The organism is Pelagibacterium montanilacus, assembly GCF_003992665.1.
GTDB lineage: Bacteria > Pseudomonadota > Alphaproteobacteria > Rhizobiales > Devosiaceae > Pelagibacterium > Pelagibacterium montanilacus.
The window spans coordinates 1-20,138 of record NZ_RZMX01000006.1; the positions used below are offsets into that span (position 1 = coordinate 1).

The 20,138-nt window shown below is 63.6% G+C and carries 17 protein-coding genes; 6 read left to right on the top strand and 11 right to left on the bottom strand.

The features are described 5' to 3' along the window. The first annotated feature begins 48 nt into the window (after window positions 1-48). Both EO136_RS01190 and EO136_RS01195 read left to right on the top strand, forming a co-directional pair. Window positions 49-1,269 carry an IS701 family transposase gene (locus EO136_RS01190; RefSeq protein ID WP_127142641.1) on the top strand — a complete coding sequence of 407 codons (1,221 nt, stop codon included), beginning with the start codon at window positions 49-51 and terminating at the stop codon, window positions 1,267-1,269. A 206-nt stretch (window positions 1,270-1,475) separates the two neighbouring features. Beyond that, the gene (locus EO136_RS01195) at window positions 1,476-2,279 is read left to right on the top strand and encodes a hypothetical protein (RefSeq protein WP_206513244.1); all 804 of its coding nucleotides are present in this window, start codon (window positions 1,476-1,478) and stop codon (window positions 2,277-2,279) included. A 43-nt stretch (window positions 2,280-2,322) separates the two neighbouring features. Here the strand turns inward: EO136_RS01195 and EO136_RS01200 are convergent, their stop codons facing one another. The 4 genes from EO136_RS01200 to EO136_RS01215 all read right to left on the bottom strand — a co-directional run bounded on the left by EO136_RS01200 (window position 2,323) and on the right by EO136_RS01215 (window position 6,296). After that, a complete protein-coding gene (locus tag EO136_RS01200) occupies window positions 2,323-3,138 on the bottom strand; it encodes an ABC transporter permease (protein ID WP_127142651.1) in 816 nt (271 codons plus the stop codon). Beyond that, entirely contained in the window at window positions 3,135-4,016 is an 882-nt protein-coding gene (locus tag EO136_RS01205; RefSeq protein ID WP_127142652.1) for an ABC transporter permease, read from the bottom strand. Before EO136_RS01205 ends, EO136_RS01200 begins: the two co-directional genes overlap by 4 nt. Beyond that, window positions 4,009-5,100, bottom strand: a complete 1,092-nt coding sequence (locus EO136_RS01210) for an ABC transporter ATP-binding protein (RefSeq protein ID WP_127142777.1) — start codon at window positions 5,098-5,100, stop codon at window positions 4,009-4,011. The genes EO136_RS01205 and EO136_RS01210 overlap by 8 nt, the downstream gene beginning before the upstream one ends. A gap of 68 nt (window positions 5,101-5,168) precedes the next feature. After that, on the bottom strand, window positions 5,169-6,296 hold the full coding sequence (locus EO136_RS01215) for an extracellular solute-binding protein (protein ID WP_127142653.1): 1,128 nt from the start codon (window positions 6,294-6,296) through the stop codon (window positions 5,169-5,171). A 157-nt stretch (window positions 6,297-6,453) separates the two neighbouring features. Between EO136_RS01215 and EO136_RS01220 the strand changes: the two genes are divergently transcribed. From EO136_RS01220 to EO136_RS01235, 4 genes are all read left to right on the top strand, one after another. Next, window positions 6,454-8,526: an extracellular solute-binding protein gene (locus tag EO136_RS01220; RefSeq protein ID WP_127142654.1), complete on the top strand. Its 2,073-nt coding sequence runs from the start codon at window positions 6,454-6,456 to the stop codon at window positions 8,524-8,526. 126 nt (window positions 8,527-8,652) lie between these two features. Next, the gene (locus EO136_RS01225) at window positions 8,653-10,437 is read left to right on the top strand and encodes an ABC transporter permease (protein WP_127142655.1); all 1,785 of its coding nucleotides are present in this window, start codon (window positions 8,653-8,655) and stop codon (window positions 10,435-10,437) included. Beyond that, a complete protein-coding gene (locus EO136_RS01230; protein WP_127142656.1) occupies window positions 10,424-11,485 on the top strand; it encodes an ABC transporter ATP-binding protein in 1,062 nt (353 codons plus the stop codon). The genes EO136_RS01225 and EO136_RS01230 overlap by 14 nt, the downstream gene beginning before the upstream one ends. Window positions 11,486-11,493: 8 nt before the next feature. Next, window positions 11,494-12,267: an NUDIX domain-containing protein gene (locus tag EO136_RS01235; RefSeq protein ID WP_164730381.1), complete on the top strand. Its 774-nt coding sequence runs from the start codon at window positions 11,494-11,496 to the stop codon at window positions 12,265-12,267. Between the two features lie 77 nt (window positions 12,268-12,344). Here EO136_RS01235 and EO136_RS01240 read toward each other — a convergent pair whose 3' ends face one another. The 7 genes from EO136_RS01240 to xylB form a co-directional block, all read right to left on the bottom strand. Further along, window positions 12,345-13,346: an ABC transporter permease gene (locus tag EO136_RS01240; RefSeq protein ID WP_127142658.1), complete on the bottom strand. Its 1,002-nt coding sequence runs from the start codon at window positions 13,344-13,346 to the stop codon at window positions 12,345-12,347. Window positions 13,347-13,376: 30 nt separating this feature from the next. After that, window positions 13,377-14,888 (bottom strand): sugar ABC transporter ATP-binding protein, encoded by a 1,512-nt coding sequence (locus tag EO136_RS01245; protein ID WP_127142659.1) that lies wholly within the window; start codon window positions 14,886-14,888, stop codon window positions 13,377-13,379. A 117-nt stretch (window positions 14,889-15,005) separates the two neighbouring features. Continuing rightward, window positions 15,006-16,082 carry a sugar ABC transporter substrate-binding protein gene (locus EO136_RS01250; protein ID WP_246018231.1) on the bottom strand — a complete coding sequence of 359 codons (1,077 nt, stop codon included), beginning with the start codon at window positions 16,080-16,082 and terminating at the stop codon, window positions 15,006-15,008. A gap of 232 nt (window positions 16,083-16,314) precedes the next feature. Beyond that, on the bottom strand, window positions 16,315-17,040 hold the full coding sequence (gene rpiA / locus EO136_RS01255) for a ribose-5-phosphate isomerase RpiA (protein ID WP_127142661.1): 726 nt from the start codon (window positions 17,038-17,040) through the stop codon (window positions 16,315-16,317). Between the two features lie 18 nt (window positions 17,041-17,058). Further along, window positions 17,059-17,892 carry a MurR/RpiR family transcriptional regulator gene (locus EO136_RS01260; protein WP_127142662.1) on the bottom strand — a complete coding sequence of 278 codons (834 nt, stop codon included), beginning with the start codon at window positions 17,890-17,892 and terminating at the stop codon, window positions 17,059-17,061. Between the two features lie 25 nt (window positions 17,893-17,917). After that, a complete protein-coding gene (locus tag EO136_RS01265) occupies window positions 17,918-18,592 on the bottom strand; it encodes an HAD-IA family hydrolase (protein WP_127142663.1) in 675 nt (224 codons plus the stop codon). Window positions 18,593-18,619: 27 nt separating this feature from the next. Further along, on the bottom strand, window positions 18,620-20,137 hold the full coding sequence (xylB, locus tag EO136_RS01270; protein ID WP_127142664.1) for a xylulokinase: 1,518 nt from the start codon (window positions 20,135-20,137) through the stop codon (window positions 18,620-18,622). Window position 20,138: the final 1 nt, after the last annotated feature.

Genomic DNA, 20,138 nt, shown 5'->3' on the forward strand with positions numbered 1-20,138 from the left:
TAGCATTACAGTTGCATTTTCGGTTGACATCTGAATCCATGAGTTTCCATGATTCGGAGGTCATGGATGACAGGTGCATCGGTCGAGACAACGCTTGAACTTTGGGCGTCTTCGTTACGGGAAGTGAAGGCACGGCTGCGCCCGTTGTTCACCCAGGAGCGTGTGGCAGCTTCAGCGGGGCAGTTTTTGGATGGCCTGCTGGGGGACGAAAGACGCAAGACGGGCTGGATGCGCGCGGAAGCGGTAGGCGATCCTGGTCCATGGCGGCAACAGGCAATTCTGGGCCGGGGGCGCTGGGATGCGGATCGGTTGCGTGACATCGTACGCGATTACACGCTCGAAACGCTTGCGGATCCTGATGCCGTCCTCGTGCTTGATGAGACCGGCTTTCTCAAGCAGGGCAAAGCGTCCTGCGGGGTCGGTCGGCAATATACAGGTTCGGCAGGCAAGATCACCAATTGCCAGATCGGCGTGTTCGCCTCTTACGTCTCCCGGCACGGCCATGCCTTCATCGACCGGGCGCTCTATCTGCCGAAAGTCTGGACGGATGACCGGGATCGTCTGGCGGCAGCGCATGTGCCCGAACACGTCCGCTTTGCCACCAAACCCGCCTTGGCGCTCACCATGATCGAGCACGCCATCGCTGGCAATGTGCCGTTCTCCTGGGTGGCGGCCGACAGCGTCTATGGCGTGGGTGACATCGAAATGGCCCTCAAACGAGCAGGCAAGGGCTATGTGCTGGGCGTGAACGCCACCCATTCCTTCCGCTCATGGGACAAGTCGCTGGCCGTGGCTGGAACGGCAAAGGATATCGCCGAAGCCTTGCCGGAGGAGGCCTGGAGACGGCTGTCGGCAGGCGAGGGAAGCAAAGGCGCGAGACTGCATGATTGGGCCTATCTCGAACTCGCCGATCTTGACGCCGATGATTTCGACGCGGACTTTGCCGGCACCTGGACCCGCGGGCTGATGATCCGCCGCAACATCGCCGATGGTGACCTCGCTTTTTTCTCCACCTGGTGTCCGGCTGGGACGACCCTGGAGAAATTGGTCACCGTGGAGGGGCACCGTTGGGCGATAGAAGACAGTTTCGAAACCGCCAAGAACGAGTTTGGCCTCGACCACAATGAGACCCGATCCTGGCATGGCTGGCATCGCCATGTATCGCTCGTCATGCTCGCCTTCGCGATGGTGGCGGTTATCCGCCATCGCGCCAACGCCGTGCCGCCCCCAAAAACGATGCGGCCCGCAAGGCGCAAGATCGACAGTTGATCCGATGGTCGATTCAGGAAATCCGGCGCATCGCTACCCGCCTTGCTCGCGCGCACATTGATCCATCATCCATTATCGCATGGTCGCTCTGGCGACGAGCACATCAGGCCGCCGCTCAACGCGCACAACTCAAATCGAAAATGCAACTGTAATGCTAGAACGGGACGGTCCCACAATGGAGAAAGGCGCGTGAAATGACATTGAGAATGGCAGGATTGACCGTATCCGGTCTGGCGTTGGCCGCGGCCATATCTCCGGCGCTTGCGCAGGAAAGCATCAGTCTTGGCAACGGCGGATACCTCAATGTGCTCGATTACGTGATCGAAACCGATGGTGAGGGGGTCCGCACGCTGTTCGTCAAGGGAGAGCCCGATTTCGTTCCCGAACCCTTCGGTCCCGTGCCGTCTGACGAGTACGCCCGCACTTATGAGCCGCTGTGCCAGACGCTGATCGACAACAGCTGGGATTCCCTCGAGAGCGAGGAGATCGATTTCGTCGTCGTGCGCGCCGACTTCGAGCCGACAGTCAACGAGAGCGAGTTCATCGTGACGCGCTTTCATGAAGCTCTGTTCGAGGTGACCGAGGAACCAGGGTGCCGGCCCATTCCGCTTGGAGTGGGACGCTATAACGGCGCGCCGGATCTGCCGAGCGGCGTGAACGCCACGGCTCGGTACATCGAAACAGGCCCGGTGCCCCGCCGGCTGACCATGACCTATACGCTGGACACGCCCATCGCAGAGATCGAGCGCGACATACTTGAGAACGCGGCCATCGAACTGTGCATCCTCCATGCCGATCTGGTCCTCGAAAGCCAATCTCAGTATTACGAGCAGATCGAGACCGAAACGGTCGCCATCACCTTTGCTGAAGGCCCCACCGAGCGCGGTATCGAGCGCACCGAAACCTTCCTTTTCGGGGTGCGTGATTATGCCTGCGAATCGGGGCTGAGCCCCATGATCAGCGACGCGATTCGCGGCAGAACCGCCGATGAAAACTCGGCTGAGCAGTAGGGCGCTGCCGCACGGAGCGCCGGCCGAGCGCGAACGGGAAGGATCAGTGCGCGGAAACGCTTCTTCTGCGACGGATTTCGCGGCGGCGGAGCACTTCATATACAACAGCGCCAAGGATCGTTACCGCGATCATGATCAGCGCCAGCGCGTTCACCGCGGGAGTCAGTCCGGTGCGGACCTTGGTGGCGATGTAGACCGTCAGGGGCGTGTCGAATCCGCGGACGAACAGCGTGGTGTTGTAGTTCTCGATTGACTGCAGGACGGCGAGAAAGCCTGCCGCAATCAGGGTCGGGGCGAGGAAGGGCAGCAGAACCCTGCGAAACACCATGACCCGTGAAGCCCCCAGGCTCAGGGCGGCTTCTTCCTGGGTTCGGTCGAAGCGCTGCAGGCGCGCCACCACCATCAGCATGACGTAGCATGCGATGTAGCTCGATTGGGCGACGACGATGAGGAAGAGACCTCCGCCCACCCCGACCTGACGCCACAGAATGAGGGTCGCAATGCCGATCACGACGCCCGGGGTGAGAAGCGGGGACACCATCACCGCATAGGCCACGCCCCGAGCTCGGGCGTGCAGGCTGGTGAGCACGAGCGCCGCGGCCGTGCCGACAGGCACGACGACGAGCACGACGCAGACCGCAATCAGGATCGACGTCCACAGCGCCTGCCACATGGCCGTATCGCGAGACAGCTCTTGGAACCAGGTCAGCGTGGTGCCTTGCCATGGCACGACCGTCGGGAACCGGCTTTCGTTGAACGCAGCCGCGCCCATGATGGCCAGCGGCGCAAACAGGTAGAGGAAGAAGGCTACGAAATAGAGGGCATATAGGCCCTTGCGGACGGCCGCGCTCGTGATCATCGCGCCACATCCGCCAGGCTGACCCGCGCGACGCGCAGGGAGACGAGCACCACGGCGAGGCACAGCACCAGCAGCACCAGCGCATAGGCCGCCCCCCGGTTCCAGTCTCCGCCTTCGAAGAACCAGTTGTAGATGATCTGGGTGAACCACCGGCTCCCCGGCGCGCCCAGAAGGGCCGGTGCCACATAGGTGCCCGCCGCGAGCATGAAGGTAAACACGCACCCCGTGGCGATGCCGGCCTTGGCATGGGGTATGACGATCCGGGCGTGGATTCTGACTGTAGAGGCACCCAGATCGCGCGCCGCCTCTATCTGCGCACGCTCGAGACTTTCGATGGCGTTGTAGACCGGAAACAGCATGAACAGAATGAAGGCGTAGACCATGCCGGCCAGAACGCCGCCATCGCCATACCAGCGCATGGGCGCCTCTATAAGCCCGGTGGCGAGCAGCAATTCGTTCAACGGGCCGCGGAAAGCCAGGATGATGTACCAGGCAAGGGTCCTCAGCACCTCGTTGATCCAGAAAGGGATCGTCAGTGCAAGAAGCACAAGTGCAGTCTGGCCCCGGGTCGCGGTCTGGGCCAGCCAGAAGGCGAGGGGATAGCACACGACGAGGGTGACTGCGGCGACCAGCGTGCTGGCCCACACGGTCTTGAAGAAGATGGCGAGATGAACGTCCTCGCCAAAGAAGTAGAGAATGTTCGACAGCGTGTAGCCGTCCGCCGCAGTGCCGATCTCGGAGGGCGTCAGGTTGGGGCGCAGGGCGTAGTCGATCATCATCAGATTGGGGGCCAGCACCATGCCGGCGAGCCACATCAGAACCAGCGCCACAAATCCCGTGGACAGTGCCGGGCCGAACCGGTCGTAGAGCTCACCCATCCGCCAGCACCATTCCGTGTTCGGCCGGGAACCGGAAGATCGCCTTGCTCCCCACTTCGGGCATTGCGGACAGCCCCGTGCTGGCAACAGCCGCCACAAGGGTCTCGCCGGTGTTCGTCGCCCCGTGGACAAGTGCGAACGCGCCTTCGAAGTCCAGGCGGGCGATCGTCACTTCGGTCTGGTTGGTATGTGGCGAGGCGGGCTCCTGGTCGCCGGCGCGGGAAATTGCCATCGCTTCGGGGCGCACATAGATGTGCGCGGACTGCCCGGGCGAAAGCGGCTGCCGGGCACGGCCCTTCATTGGTCCGATCGCGGTTTCAACCCCGACATGCATGCCATCGGACTGCGTGATCTTGCCGGCCAGCGCATTGGTTTCGCCCACGAACCGGGCAACGAACGGAGTTTCTGGGTCGTCGTAAAGCTCGCGGGGCCGGCCCACTTGCTGGAGGATGCCAGCGCTCATGACGGCCACGCGATCGGACATCGCGAGGGCCTCGGACTGGTCGTGCGTGATGTAGATGAACGTAACTCCTGTGCGCTTTTGCAGGCTGCGCAACTCGGCCCGCATGTGCTGGCGCAGCTTGAGATCGAGCGCCGACAGCGGTTCGTCGAGAAGCAGGACTTGCGGCTCGACCGCAAGGGCGCGGGCGATCGCAACGCGTTGGCGCTGACCACCCGAGAGCTCGCCGGGCATCCGGTCACCGAACCCGGGCAGGGCAATGGTCTCGAGGAGCGCTTCGGCCCTCCTGCGCCGATCGGGCCTGGACATGCCTCGGGCCTCGAGCCCGAAGGCGATGTTCTCCCAGACCGGCATGAGCGGGAACAGTGCCAAGGACTGGAAGATCATGGCCGTGGGGCGCTGGTCGGGACCAAGCCCCTTCATGTCCTGTCCGCCGATCCGGACCGATCCGGCCGTCGGCTGGAGAAAACCCGCGATCATGCGCAAGATCGTGGTCTTGCCGCATCCCGATGGCCCGAGGATCGAGAAGAACTCGCCGCTCTCGACGGTGAAGCTGACATCGCTGACCGCGCGCGTGTCCCCAAAGGACATACCCACATCGGCAAGTTCGACGGAATGGCTCATGGCATGGATCTCGGGAATGGCGCGCAAGGAATTGGAGAGCCCGCCTGGCGGGCTCCCCATGAGATCGATCAGGCCGACAGGAAGCGGTCCTGATACTCGTTTCGGCGCGTGACGAACCAGTTTTCCTGGATCGGCCACCACCAGAGGGTGTCCAGCGCGTCGGCCGGGTAGGCGTTGGCAAAGAACGCCTTGGCTTCGTCCGAGATCAGATCGGCAGCACCGACCGCCGTGGAGTTGATCGAGGTCGCGTTGGTGTACATGGCACCCGCTTCCGGCGTCAGCATCCAGTTGATGAAGGCATAGGCCTGATCCAGGTTCTCGGCGCCGGAGGGAATGCACACGCCTTCCATCCACGCCAGCGCGCCTTCGCGCGGAGCGATGAAGCCGATGTTGAGGCCTTCGCGCGCCAGCGCGGCGGCCGAGGAATCCCAGGTCTGGCCAACGGCGCAGCCATTGACGCGGAATGCGCCCTGAGCTTCGTTTTCATTGCTCCAGAACTGGGCGATGTTACCCTTGCGGGCGATCGCTTCTTCCAGGATCACGTCATAGACGGCGATCATGTTCTCTTCGGAGGCGAAGGCATCCCGCATCGGCATGGGCAGGCGGCCTTCGGCCTCCAGCCAGAGGCCAAGGCCCACGAGACCCGAATGGCCGCGAACGGTGGCAAGGCCTTCCATCTCGGGCTTCCAGATGTCGCCATAGGAGGCCGAGCCGTATTCAAGCGGAGCCTGGTCGCGGTCAAAGGTCAGCCCTTCGGTGCCCCAGTCGGTCGGCACCTGATAGCGGTTGCCTTCGATCACGGCACCGAGCTGTTCAGAGCTCGTCCATGCGCTCGGCAGAACGCGATCCACTTCGATGCGGTTGACGTCCAGCGGCTGGACCAGCTCGAACTCCACGTAGTTCGGGACGCGGTCGACGGTCGGCCAGATGATGTCGAAGCCCGAACCGTTGTTGGCGCGGAGCTGGTTGAGCAGCTCGTCATTGGTGCCGTATGGCGTGAACTTGGCGTCGATGCCGGTCTCTTCGCGAAAGGCGGTCAGCATCTCGTCATTGATGTAACCGGCCCAGGCGAAGATGTTGAGCGCACCCGAGGTGCCCTGCGCGAAACCGGTGCGTGACACGAAGGGAGCGGCGAGCGACAGCCCGGCCACGGAAGCCGCGCCGGTCAGGAGCCTGCGGCGTGTGATGATGGACATGAAATAACACTCCAGATTGAGCAAAGAGATTCAAAATGCACCTTGCGATAGGTGCGTTTGATTGCAGCCCGATGACAGTTTTCATCTACGAGCCGTAGCAAAAGTGTCATGAAAACGTCGTACGGCTGACGGCGACATTTCGACCCTTGGGTGCGCCATGCTGGACCTCAACGACCTCCGCCTGTTCGTGCACATCGTGGACCACCGGGGGATCCTGAAAGCCGGGCGGGCGCTGGGGCTACCCAAGTCGACCATGAGCCGCCGGCTTGCCGCCCTCGAAGAGCATCTCAAGGCCCGGCTGGTGATCCGGAGCGGAGAGGAATTTCAGCTCACTGCCGCCGGTCAGCAGGTCTATGCCGCTGGCCGGAACGTTGTGGATATGGCCCGTCAGGCCGAAGAGCAGCTATCCTCGGCGTCGGCGACCATTGGCGGGCCGGTAACGGTGAGCACTTCGCGGCTCTTTACGCCGTGCCTATCGCCCTACCTGCGCGAGATACGCAGCCGGCATCCGGCGGTGACCCTCACGCTTGAAATCACCGATCGGCTGCCCGAGCATACGGGCGATGGCACCGATCTGCACCTGTGCGCCCACTTCGGCCCGCTGCGCGACAGCACGCTGATCCAGCGACGCATCTGCCGGAACCCGACGATCATGGTTGCGGCTCCCACCATCGCTGCGGGCGTCGCGCCCCGGCCGGTCGCGCTGGGTGAAACTCCGCTTTTCGTGTGGGGGCGGGACCCTGAGGCCATCCTCGAGAATTTCTCGGACACCGAGGGCGCATCGGTGCGTCTCTCCAGCGTCGCTGCCGTCGCCACGGCTGACACACCGACGCTTGTTGAGGCGGCTGTCGCTGGAAAGGGCGTTGCCATTCTGCCCGAATATGCGGCTCGGCCCTATCTGGCATCCGGCGTGCTGGTTCCTGTTCTGGAGAACTGGCGTGGGCCCGCGGTCATGGTCACGCTGTTGAGTCCCCCGCGACGACTGATGAATCCGACCCTGCGGCTCGCAGCGGACACCCTCGGGGGAGTGGTCAAATCGGCTGTACTGGGGCGAGGCAAGGGTGTTCCCGAGGTGGGATGGGCGGTTCCATTTTCGCACCCCCCCGATTTCACCGAACTGTCATCGGACGTGCCTAGCCAGGTGGGGCGCGCCGCAGCCATCAGGCGACGGATGAGCGCTAGAGATGCCCCGAAACCTGTTCGAGACGAGATGACAATGAACACCTTCCAGAAAGCCCTCGGCATTGCAGCAGTGAGCGCTGTCTCGCTGTCCATGCCCGCCGCTGCACAGGATGCGGATGGTCCGCTTGTGCTCTACACAAACGACTTCGAAGGCGTGATCACCAACCGCTTCGAGGCCGACACCGGCCGCGAGATCGATGTGGTTCAGATGTCGGGCGGAGAAATCCTCGCCCGCATCGCGGCGGAAGCCTCTAACCCCCAATGGGACGTGCTGGTCTTTAACGGCTCGTACAGCTTCCACTCGCTGGATCTGCAGGGCCAACTGCTCCAAGACGTCGAGCCCGCAAATATCGGCAACCTCAACGCCATCGGCCGGCAGTACCTGCCCGAAAACCGCTCCTGGTTCCCGATCGGCATGGCCGCCTCTTGCGTCATGCTCTATCGCACCGATCTGGTCGATAACCCGCCCGCCAGCTTCGACGACCTTGCCGATCCGCGCTTCAACGGCATGTTCGGCATGGCCGACCCCGCCGTCGCTGCTCCTGCGTATCCCTGTGTTGCCGAGTTCTTCGAATCCCGCGGCATGGAAGAGGCCGAGGCGCTCTTTACCTCCTATTTCGACAACGGCATGCGCGTGTTTCGCACCAATGGCCCCACCGGCCAGGCTCTGATCGCCGGCGATATCGCACTGGCGCTCATCACCTCGCAGGTCGCCTATTCCCAGATTGCGGCCGGTGACGCACCGCTTGAAGTCGTCTGGCCCGAGGATGGCGCCCCCGGCGTCGTACGCGGCGTGGGTATCCAGGCCCAGACCGGTCGCCCCGAAGCGGCCAAGGCCTTTGTTGAGTGGCTCCTTGAAGCCGACACCCAGTCCTACCTCGCCGCGTCCGTCCCCAGCGACGGAATGTTTGAGCCGACCGTAGAAGGTGCGGTGCGCCGCGCGGACGGCCCGCCCGAAGGCATGACCTACCGCGTGGCGTCCGATGCCTTTGCTGTCGAGAACGAAGCGCAGATCAAGACGTGGTTCGCCGACCGCGCTCTGAACTGATCGGTCCGAATGCAGGTGTGCGGGTCGGCAGCGCCGGCCCGCACACGTCAGATCTGATTTCTCGTGCTTTTCAGACCGGAGAAGCGGTGTCGCTTTTCCTGCAAGCGCCCCCGGAGGGCAGGGCCAATGGCTGACATCGTGCATCCCGTATCCGCCGCCCGTACCGGTCTCGGTCAGCGCCGTGCGCTGCTCAAGGCCGAAGATTGGCTTGGCCTCATAGTCGTCGCAGCGCTCGTCATCCTCGTGCTTGCACCCATGGCCACGGTGATCGTTCAGGCTTTCGTGCCGGGCCTTTTCTCGGGCCAGGCAAACCAGATCGGCTTTTCCGGGCTCGGCGAAGTCTTCTCGCGCCCGCTCTGGCAGCGCTCTCTCTCCAATTCGCTCTTCCTCGCCACAAGCGCCGCAGTGATCGGGGGCGCAATGGGCACCGGGCTTGCGATCGTCCGAGCCAATTCGCGCATGGTGCTGGGCCCGGCGCTTGATGTCGCCGCCTGGGCCATCATCGTGTTGCCCTCCTTCATCATCGCCCAGGGGTGGATCCTGTTCGCCTCCCGCGGGGGGATCGCCAACAATTGGCTGGGCCTTTCGTTCGTTCCCGACCTGGTCTTCAATCCCTGGGGTCTCGCCGTGGTGATGAGCCTCAAGGCTTTCCCCTTTGCCTACCTGACCGTGACCGCGGCGCTCCAGTGGCGCATGGACGATTTCGTGCATGCGGCGCGTCTTTGCGGCGCGTCTCGCCTGCGGGTATTCACGACCATTCAGGTGCCCATGGTTCTGCCCGCCGTCCTCTCGGGCACGGCGCTGATCTTCATCGACGTGCTGGGCGATTTCGGGCTGCCGGCCGCGCTGGCGACCACCTACAGGTTTCCCACGCTGACCTATGCGATTTATGTAGCCATCAACCAGTCCCCGATCCGGTTTGATTTGGCCGGCGTTCTGGCCTTCTACGTCACCGCCATCATGCTCCTTGCCGTCATGTCCTATTTCTGGGTGCTGCGGAACCGGCGCTACGATTTCCTCGGCGGCAAGGCCCGGTTGCAAGGAGGAGGGGGATCCCGCTTGGCGCTCTGGCCCAATGTCATTGCCCTTCTGGCGCTGGTGATCACCATCGTCGTGCCGATCGGATCGAGCGCGCTCGTGTCGATCACGACTCGGATCGCCGACGGCCTGGCACCGGCCAATCTCACGCTCGAGCACTATGCCTTTGTGCTGGACACGGGCGGTGCCTTCCTTAGTGCGCTCAGGACATCGATGGGCATCGCGATCATGGCGGCCATCGGAAGCGGCATCATCGCAGCTGCTGCGGCATATGTGGTGACCTTCTCGGACTTCCGGCTCAACCGCCTGATCGACCTCACCTGCACGCTCAGTCTTGCCGTTCCCGGCGTGGTGCTGGGCATTGGGTATATTTTCGTGTGGAATTCGCCCTTCCTCGACAGTCTCGGCCTCTCGCTTTACGGCAAGCCCGCAATCCTCATTCTCGCCGGCATTGCCGGTGCGGTGCCCATCGCGGTCCGCGTGCTGTTGGGCGCCATGGCGCAGGTGCCGGCGTCCATGCTCTCGGCTGCGGCGCTCCAGGGCGCAGCGCTGCCGCGCCGTCTGATGACCATCGCGATCCCTCTCGTGGCCGCGGCACTGGTCTCGGCAACGCTGACCGCGTTCGGCTCGGCCGTCTTCGATCTGGCGATCAACTCGATCCTGCGGCCGCCGCGCCTCGACGTCTTGCCGGTCTATGTAAACCGGGCCTTCGAGCAGGGCCAGTTCGGGGCGGCCACGGCTGCAACGCTGCTAGCCGGTACCCTCACCATCCTTATCATCATGCTGGCGCGCCTCGCTGCCGGCCTCGCCATCAGCCGGCTGTGGTCCGTCCAGCCGCGCCGCGCAAAGGGAGCACGCCATGCTCAGGATTGAGTCCCTCACCCGCCGGTTCGGCGACCAGACCATTCTCAAAGCCCTCTCGCTCGACGTGCCCGAAGGAGACGTCGCCTGCCTCGTAGGGCCCTCCGGCTGTGGCAAGTCCACCCTGCTGCGTCTCGTTGCCGGACTGGACCGGCCCGATGGCGGGCAAATCCGGCTGGGCGAAACCACCCTTTCCGCACCCGGTTGGGCGCTCGAGCCGCACAAGCGCAGGCTCAATATGGTGTTTCAGGACTACGCGCTGTGGCCGCACATGCGCGTGAGCCAGATCGTAGGCTATGGGCTGCGTCACATGACCCGTGCCGATCGCGATGCGCGGGTGGCCCATCTGCTCAAACTCGTGCAGATTCCCCATCTCGCCGATCGGCTCCCTTCCCAGATTTCGGGCGGCCAGCAACAGCGCGTCGCCATCGCCCGCGCGCTCGCGACCGATCCCGATATTTTGCTCCTGGACGAACCGCTCTCCAACTTGGACGTTCAGCTGCGTCTCGAGATGCGCAAGGAATTCAGCGAGCTGTTCAAGGCGGTGGGCAAAACCGTACTCTATGTCACGCACGATCCTCTGGAGGCCTGCGCCTTTGCGGATACGCTGGTTGTGATGCGCGAGGGTGAAATCGAGCAGATGGGCAGTCCGGAAAGCCTGTTCGCAGAGCCGAGATCGGCCTGGATCGCGACATTGGCGGGCTATGAGACGCGCATGGAAGGCGAACTGACCGAGATTAGCGGGCGCGATCGTGTCGGCGTCAGGATTGGCGACCAGTTGATGGAGTTGCCCCGGCGCCATATCGGGTTGGGGCGCACGGGCCGGGCGGTGGTCATGGTGCCGTCGGCGGCGATTTCGCTGGCGGACGATGCCGGACGGGGGCGTCCTGGAACGCTCAAGGGGCAGATCACCCATTGCCTGTTCGAGGGGCGTGGCTGGCGTGTGGTCATTGATATCGAGGGCCAGCCCCTGTCGCTCAATTCCACTCGGAGGTTTGCCCCCGGTGGCTGGACGACCGTTCATGTCGATGCCAGCGCGGCGGCTGTCTTCCCGCAATGACCACAGCGATGTCGTCCCTGGCCGGGACGCAGCCCGGCTATGTCCCGTTTCGCGTCACTCAGTCCGCAGAGCCACTGGGCCATGTGTCCGATGATGTGGCCGACCTTCTGGTCAGGGCCGGATCGGTGAGCAGGTCCGGATCGGCGATTGTGCTTGAACCGCACGACAACCTCACGCTCACCCTGGATCACGTCCGGCAGGTGCTGTTTCAAGAAGCGGCTATAGGACCGCCCAGAGGGGAAGCGATGCCCGTGACCTTGGGGCCCGGCGGAAAGGAAGTGGCCCGAATCGACCGTAGCGCCCTTCGTGTTCTGGGGCTCTGGGCTACCAAGGTGCACATCAACGGTCTGATCCGGGATGCGGCGGGCGAGGGCGCCGTGTGGCTTTCACGTCGCGCAGCGAGCGCGGCAGCAGCCCCCGGGTCGTTCGACACGATGGTTGCCGGTGGCCTTGCCTGCGGGCAGACCCCGCTCGAGACAGCCCGAAAAGAGGCATGGGAAGAAGCCGGCCTGATGCCCGAGGCGCTCGACGCCCTGCGCATGGTAACCCGTATGCCGGTGGTTTACGCCAGCGATCAGGGGCTGCATCAGGAACTGCTGGTAATCTACGATCTGGACCTGCCACCCGGGTTCACTCCCCGATGCATCGACGGGGAGATCGACGAGACCGTGTGTATCCCACTTTCAAGGCTCGGACAGGCGCTCGATGGCGGCATGGCCTTCAAGACCAGTTCGGCGCTGGTCTGCCGGGAGCTGCTGGCGCGGTACGTATCTGAATTCTGATCGAAATAGAGTGCCCCCCACGCTCCTTTCCAGTCGCGTGGGGGGCGGACGCCCGGGAGGAGCGGGCTTTTCCGGATCTAGCCGAAATACCTCACGCGGATCGCGTCGATGGCCACGGCGATGAAGATCATGAACCCGCCGATCATGCCCACATAGAAGGACGGAACGTTGACGATGGCCAGGCCAACCTGGATGACGGTGAGCAGCAACACTCCGCCCAGCACACCGATCACATTTCCACGGCCGCCAAAGACGCTGATGCCGCCAATGATGGGCGCGGCAATCGCATAGAGCAGATAGCTCGAGCCCTGCGATGATGTGATCGCCATCTGCCATGAGGCCAGAAGAAAGCCACCCAGCCCGGCAAGGCAGCCGGCAATGGTGAAGGCGGCGATCTTGACCCGGTCGACGCGAATGCCTGCGGAATTGGCCGCGGTCGCATTGCCGCCCACCGCGTAGATGCTCCGCCCCAGAACCGTGCGCCGGAGCATGATGCCCACGACCACGATAGCGGCGATGAACACCACCGGCATGATCGGCCACCCGCCGACAGTCGCCTGCCCGATCCAGACATATCCGTCCGAAAGATTGGTGATCGTGCGGCCCTGGGTGATCGCGAGCAGCGCGCCTTCGAGGATGATCATCATCGCCAGTGTCTGGATGAGCGACACCATGCGCAGCTTGGTGATGCACAGCCCGTTGAAAAAGCCGATCAGAGTGCCGACCCCGACGCCCACCAGCATGGCGAGGAACCAGGGCAGTCCGAGTTCGGAATAGGCGAGCGCGCCGATGGCCGAGGAAAACCCGAGATTGGCCGGTATCGAGAGGTCGATTTCTGCCACCATCAGGGGCAGGGCGACCGCAAGGCCCAGCATGCCGAGCACGGTCGCCTGGACCATTACGTTCTGCAGGTTGAAGACCGTGAAAAAGAACTGGTTGAACAGGCCGAACAGCACGACCAGCGCCACCAGCCAGATCCAGACCACGTTGTGCAGCACCCAGGCAAGCACGTTGCGACCGGTTGTCGATTTGCCGGAACCGGGTGGCGATCCCGAGAGGGTTGCAGATGAATTGCTCATAGTCTTCTCCATGTCGCCCGTCGTCTCGCCCTAGGCCGTCTGGCGCTGGCGCAGGCGCTGATTGGTTATGTCCGCTCCGGTGATCTCTTCGACGACATCTCCGCCCGCAAAGACGCAGACCCGGTCGACCGAGCGGCAGATCTCGTCGATGTCGGTGGATACGATGACCACGGCGACGCCACGCGAGGCGAGGTCGTCGATGATCCGCAAGACGTCCTGCTTGACGCCCACGTCGATGCCGCGCGTCGGCTCATCGAGGATCAGTAGGCGCGGTTCAGTGGCCATGACGCGCCCGAGACACACCTTCTGCTGGTTGCCGCCGCTCAGCGTGTCCACCTGCACGTCGCCGCCGGGCGCCTTGATGCCCATCAGCTCGAAATAGCGCGCGCTGATGGATCTGATCTCACCGAAATCGATGAAGTTCAATTTAGAGAGGCGACTTAGAGAGGATAGCGAAAGATTCTGGTCGATCGACATCTGACCCACCAATCCGTCGCGACGCCTGTCGTCCGAGAGAAATGCGATCCCCCGATCGAACGCTTCAGTCGGATGGCCGGGCAAGCGCGTGCCCTGCGTTCCGCCAAGGCTGATCGAGCCTGATGAGGAGGGGATGAGTCCGAACAGCGCGCGGGCCAGTTCCTTGGCCCCGGACCCCGGCAGGCCTGTGAACCCCACGATCTCGCCGGGATGCAGATCGAGCGCCTCGAGGCGCACGCCCTGTGCAGCTACGTCCCGGATCTCGATCCGCGCGGACTCGACTCCGAAATCCTGGCGCTTCCGCTGGAAAAGATCGAGTCCACGTCCCAGAACGAGTTCCGAAAGGGCTTCGGAGGTCATTGTGGACATGTCCTTGGTCCCACCGGCCAGCCTGCTGTCACGCAGTACTGAAACCGCGTCGCAGATCTCTAGAATTTCGTCATTGTAGTGCGAGATGAAGATGAAAGTGACGCCCTCGGCCTTGAGCCGCCGCATGAACCCGAAAAGTTCGGTCCGGTCGTCGGCATCGAGCGACGTGGTTGGCTCGTCGAGGATAATGACGTTGCCGCCCGAAAACATGGCGCGCAGGATATTGAGCTTGCGGCGCGCGACGGCGTCGAGCTTGTCGGCGCGCATCCTGGGGTCGATGCCGGTGCCCTCGAGCATGCGGGCTGCGTCGGCGCGCAACGTTCGCCAGTTCACAAAGCCCTTGCTGGACGGCCAGATCCCGAGCATCAAATTCTCGGCCGCGTCCAGATGATCGACGATCATCGGCTCCTGGGTGACGAGAAACACCCCGGCGTGCTCCATGCTCTTGACGTCGGCGTGCTCGATGGGCTTGCCGTTGAGATAGATGGTGCCGCTGGTGGGCTTGCGCTGGCCCGAGATCAGGCCGACCAGCGTGCTCTTGCCGGCCCCGTTCTCGCCCAGCAGGCCGTGGATGGTCCCGCGCTGGATGTCGAGCGTGACGTTCTGGAGTGCGATGACGGCGCCGTATGTGCGGCCCAGGTCCTCGACCCGGAGCACCACATCGCCCTTCTCGCTTTGCGATGATTGAAGGCTCATGATTGGCCCGTCCTGCAAATGATCGGTGTGCCGGCGCCCCATCAAGGCCGCCGGCACTCGGATGATCGGCGCATCAGACGGTAGACCCGCCTGATGCCTGAACGCAATTGGGTTCCCTTAGGTGTAGGCGATGCCCCACTCGCCCTCGGCGATGGCACCCCAGTGGCGCGGATCGTCCACATTGCTGCCGTCGATCACGAAGGCCGGGATGATGAGCGTCGGGCCGGTCGCACCGTCGACGATCTCGCCTTCTTCCCAGAAGTACTTCTCGTTGCGATAGGTGCCGAGCGGCACGGCTTCGCCCTGCATGGAGTGCTTCTGGAGCATCTCGACCGCGATCTCGCCATAGGCGATCGGGTCCTGGGAGACGCAGGCGTCCATGTAGCCGTCGCGGATCCACTCGAGCGCCACCGGCTCGCCGTCGATGTTCACGAAGATGACGTGGCCTTCCTCGCCCACAGGCTTCCAGCGGTCGCGCTGGCGCAGGGCCGTTGCAATGCCGCGGGAAGGGGAGTCGCTGGGGGCGTGCACGGCGTCCAGATCGGGGTATTCCGACAGGGTGGACAGCGTGACCGAGAGCATCTGCTCGAGTTCGCCCTCGGTGGGGCGGGCGAGGTAGTTGATCTCGGGGTACTGCGCGAAGACCGAGTCCATGCCTTCCTTGCGCAGGCGCCAAGCCACGCTCTCGAGCGCGCCATAGCAGTTGAGAACGGTGCCGCGCGGGCTGCCGTACTTCTCGACGAGACGCTTGACGATTTCTTCGGCAGCCATGACGCCACCTTCGAAGTTGTCGAAGCTGATGGTGATCGCCACGTCACCGCCTTCGGACGGCGTATCGATGATAGCGACCGGAATGTTCTGCTGGTTATAGCGACGGATGGCGCTGACAATCGCCTGGCTGTCGATCGGATCGCTGACGATCGCAGACGGCTGGCTGAGCATCAGGCTCTGCCACTGCTCGAGCTGGCGGGTGTTGTCGAAGTTTGCGTTGGTCGCCTGGAATTCCCAGCTATTGGCCTCCACGGCGCGCTTCACGGCCTCTTCTTCAATCACGAAGAAATAATAGTCGAGGCTCTTGTTGGAGAAGGGCACGAAGACGCGATCCTGGCCCATGATGGGGCCCGCCATTGCGGACAAGCCGAGGGCGCTGCCCCCTGCGAGAACGGTGCGCCTGTTCAGTTTGAAGTTTGACACGATTGAATCCTCCCTTGGTCTGGATTGCATGTAGTTTTGCTATTTCTTGAGTTGTGTGTCAACTGACTCGCGCCATCTTCATTGCGAAAATCCGCTCGAATTTGATGATTCTAGGCGTTGGTGTCGCTAGTGTTTCTGCGTCTTTCAAGAAAAATTCGCACAATCGGGCGCTGGCTGGTCGGCGAGGTGCCCCAGCCATGGTAAGCGAGCGGGTATCTAGAGTTTTACTACATTATCGCATCTTAACGTAGGACGAGCCGTCGAAGCACCCGACCACCATGCCGTCTGCCTCCCGCGTGAACAGCCCGTTCTCGACCACGCCGGGAATGCGGTTGAGCTCGATTTCCAGCTTGCCCGGCTCATCGATGGGCGTGCACTTGCAGTCGAGAATGAAGTGGCCGCTGTCTGTGACAACGGGCTGGCCGTCGCGCATGCGCCTCGTGATCTGCGCGCCGGCAATGCCGTGTTCGGTGAGCGCGCGGGCGACCATCCGCTCTGTCTGCTTCCAGGCGAACTGGACGACCTCGACGGGCAGGGGAAATGCGCCCAGCGTATCCACGATCTTGCTCTCGTCGCAGATTGTGATCATCTGGCGCGAGGCATGGGCGACGATCTTTTCCCACAAGAGGCAAGCGCCGCCGCCCTTGATCATGTTGAAGGCGCGGTCGATCTCGTCGGGGCCATCGACCGTCAGGTCGATCTCGCCTAGCTCGTTCGGGTCGGTGATCGCGATGCCCGACTGGCGCGCGACGTCGATGGTGGCGCGCGAAGTGGCCGTGCAGGTCAGCTTCATGCCCTCGGCGACATGCTTGCCCAGCTCACGCACAAAGAAATGGGACGTGGTACCCGAGCCCAGCCCGAGGGTCATGCCGTCGCGCACGAACTCGGCGATCACGCGTCGGCCTGCGGTCTTCTTGGCTTCGTTCTGGATTTCGGTCTTGTCGAGCTGCGATGTCATCGTGTGCAGGTCCGTGTGCTAGATCTTGTCGGTCTGCCAGCTGTCGAGAGCGGGCAATTGGTCTGGAAATTCGCTGCCGCTGATCACGGCAATGGCCGTGACAAGCATGTTGACCACCAGATGGTGGTTCAGCCGCGAGGCGAGGGGGGTCATGAGTTCGGTCCGGTCATAGGGCAGTACCGCCACCAGCGTGTCGGAGACCCGTGCAAGGGGGCTGTCTGCGGCGGTGATCGATACAACCCGCGCGCCGCCGGCCCTGGCAGCGATGGCGATTTCAACCAGTTGCTTGGTGTGACCCGATTGCGAAAAGATCAGCACCACTTCGCCCGGCCGGGCGCTTTCGGCGTGCATCCACTGCTTCTTGCGTCCGATGATGGCCGCGCAGCGCATGCCGAGCCGCTGGAACTTGTGCTCTGCGTCGATCGCGGTGACCTCGGAAATCCCGGTGGCGTAAATGCCGGTCCAGACCGCTTCGTGCAGCCGGTTCGCCGCCTCCTCGATCTGTTCGGGCACGAGGTCCTCCAGGACGCGCTGGATGGCGTTGAGCGAGTTGCGACAGGTCTTGCGCACGATGTTCTCTATGCCGTCATTGGCAACGATCTGCTCGTAGGCGAAGGGCGCGGAGGGCACGAGGCTCTGGGCGAGATGGAGCTTGAAGTCCTGATATCCATCGAACCCGAACCGGCGGCAGAAGCGCACGATCGTGGGATCGCTGGCCGAGCAGTTCTCAGAGAGCTTGGCCATGCTCATATGGATGACCTGGCCGGGGGCTTTGGAGATGTAGTCCGCCACGCGCTGTTCGGCGGCCCCCATGGACTCGCGGTCCTGGAGGATGCGCTGAAGGATGCTCATCGATCGCCCTTTCTGCCGCGCGCGCTCATGCGGGCTGTGCCTTGTGCTTGCCTGCCAGCGTCAGCAGATCGGCAAGCCGGGTCAGGCGCTGGCGATCCTCTACCTCGACGAGCGGGCCGGTGCCCCAGGGCACGACGAAAAACGGAACCTTCGCCCCGACCGCGGTGCGCTTGTCGATTCCGGTGTCCCCGACATAGGCCCAGGCGCTTTCGCCCAGATCCATCTTTTCGGCGACCGCCAGCAGATGGCCTGGGTCGGGCTTGCTGGCCGGCACGGCATCGGCGCCGACATAGGCCTCAAACAGATCGGAGAGCTTGAGGGCCTCGAGGACGCGCCCGGTGAGCGCGTGCGGCTTGTTGGTGCAGATTCCCAGCCGGATGCCGGCGTTGCGAAAGCCCTCGAGGTCCTCGCGCACGTTGGGAAACAGCGTGGATTTTTCTGCCGGGTGTTCCGAGTACTGGGCGATGTATGCGCGCGCGACTTCCGTAATCGTCTCGGGGGAGGCCGGCAGGCCCTGATCTTCCAGAATGTCGCCGATCAGCCGGCGCGAACCGTTGCCGATATAGCGCTCCACATATCTTACGTCCAGTTGCGGCCAGCCGCGCGCAGCAAAGCACACATTGACCGCAGCCGTAATGTCGGGGGCGCTGTCGACGAGCGTGCCGTCGAGATCGAAGATGAGGGCAGCATATGGTGCCATGATGCCGAGCGTTCCTTGTGTTCGCGTTCAGCCGTCCAGTTGGGGGTGTCCCAGCGCGGCAAGGCTGGAAGACAGGGCGGGGTAGAGCGCCCTGTAGATATCATGCGCGCGCCGGTATGGTGCCGCTGTATCGGTGTTCGGTCGCTCCCGCGTCAACTCGCGCAGGACGCCCGCCGCTTCGTTTCCATCCTGCCACACCTGCGCGCCCATGCCCGCAACCAGCGCGGCGCCGAATGCGGCGCCTTCGGCAGCCCCTTCGGTCGTCACCACGTCGCAGCCGAACATGTCGGCCTGGATCTGTCTCCAGAGGGGCGCGCGGACGCCGCCGCCAGAAGCCTTGATGATCTCGCCATTCACGCCCATTTCGCCCATGAGCGCGTACATTTCGTAGAACGCGTGGACGACGCCTTCCATCACTGAGCGGGACATATCCGCCAGCCCATGCCGGGCCGTGAGACCGACAAAGGCGCCTCGCGCCTGCGGATCCGGGTGCGGGCAGCGTTCGCCGTTGAGATAGGGAAGGAACAGAAGGCCCCGCGCGCCGACGGGGGACTTTTCCGCCGCTGCGACGATATCCTCGAAGCCCAGCGCGTCATTGCCGGCCTGTGCCAGAACCTGGCGGAACCAGGACATCGCGCCGCCGGCATTGAGCGAAACGCCCATGGCGTGCCATTTGTCAGGGCAGACATTGCAGAAGAGCTGAATGCGGCCGTCCCCGCATGCGATCGGCTCATCGAGCGCCGCGGCGAGAATGCCGGCCGTTCCGATCGTAGTCTGAAGTTCACCCGGAGAGATGACGCCGGACCCGATGGTCTGGATCACGCTGTCCCCGCCCCCACCGGCAACCGGCGTGCCTTCGGGCAGGCCGAAGAGGCTGGCGCCCGACGCGCTGACGCGGCCGGTGATTTCGTGCGACTCGAAGCAGTCGGGCAGCAGCGCTCTGTCGATGCCGGCCGCCGCGATCAGATCGTCCGCCCATTGCCGCTTGCGGACATCGAAGAGCCCGGTTCCCGACGCGTCCGACACCTCGGTCGCGATGGCGCCGGTCAGCACCAGCCGGAGATAGTCCTTGGGATTGAGCGCGTGGCGCATCCGGCCATAGAGCTCGGACTCGTGGGCCTTCATCCACGCGATCTTGCCGCCCGTGTACCCGACCAGCATACGATTGCCGGTATGGGCGAGCAGAGTGCCGAGCCCGCCGGCGCTTTCGGTGATCGCGTCGCACTCGGCCTGGTTGCGCTGGTCGTTCCAGAGGATCGCCGGGCGCAGAACCTCGAGGTCCGCATCGAGCGGAGTGAGTCCGTGCATCTGCCCCGAGAGCCCGACAGCGAGGATATCGACCTTGCCGGACTTTTCGAGCGCGCCAGCCACCGCCTTGCGCGCGCCCGCCAACCAGAGTGCAGGATCCTGTTCGGTCCATCCGGGACGCGGCTGGGAGAGGGGGTAACTCGCCGTGCTCGAGGCGAGAACGCCGCCTTGCGCGTCGATCAGCAGCGCCTTGCAGCCTGATGTGCCGATATCAATGCCCAGCAACGCCTCGGTCATG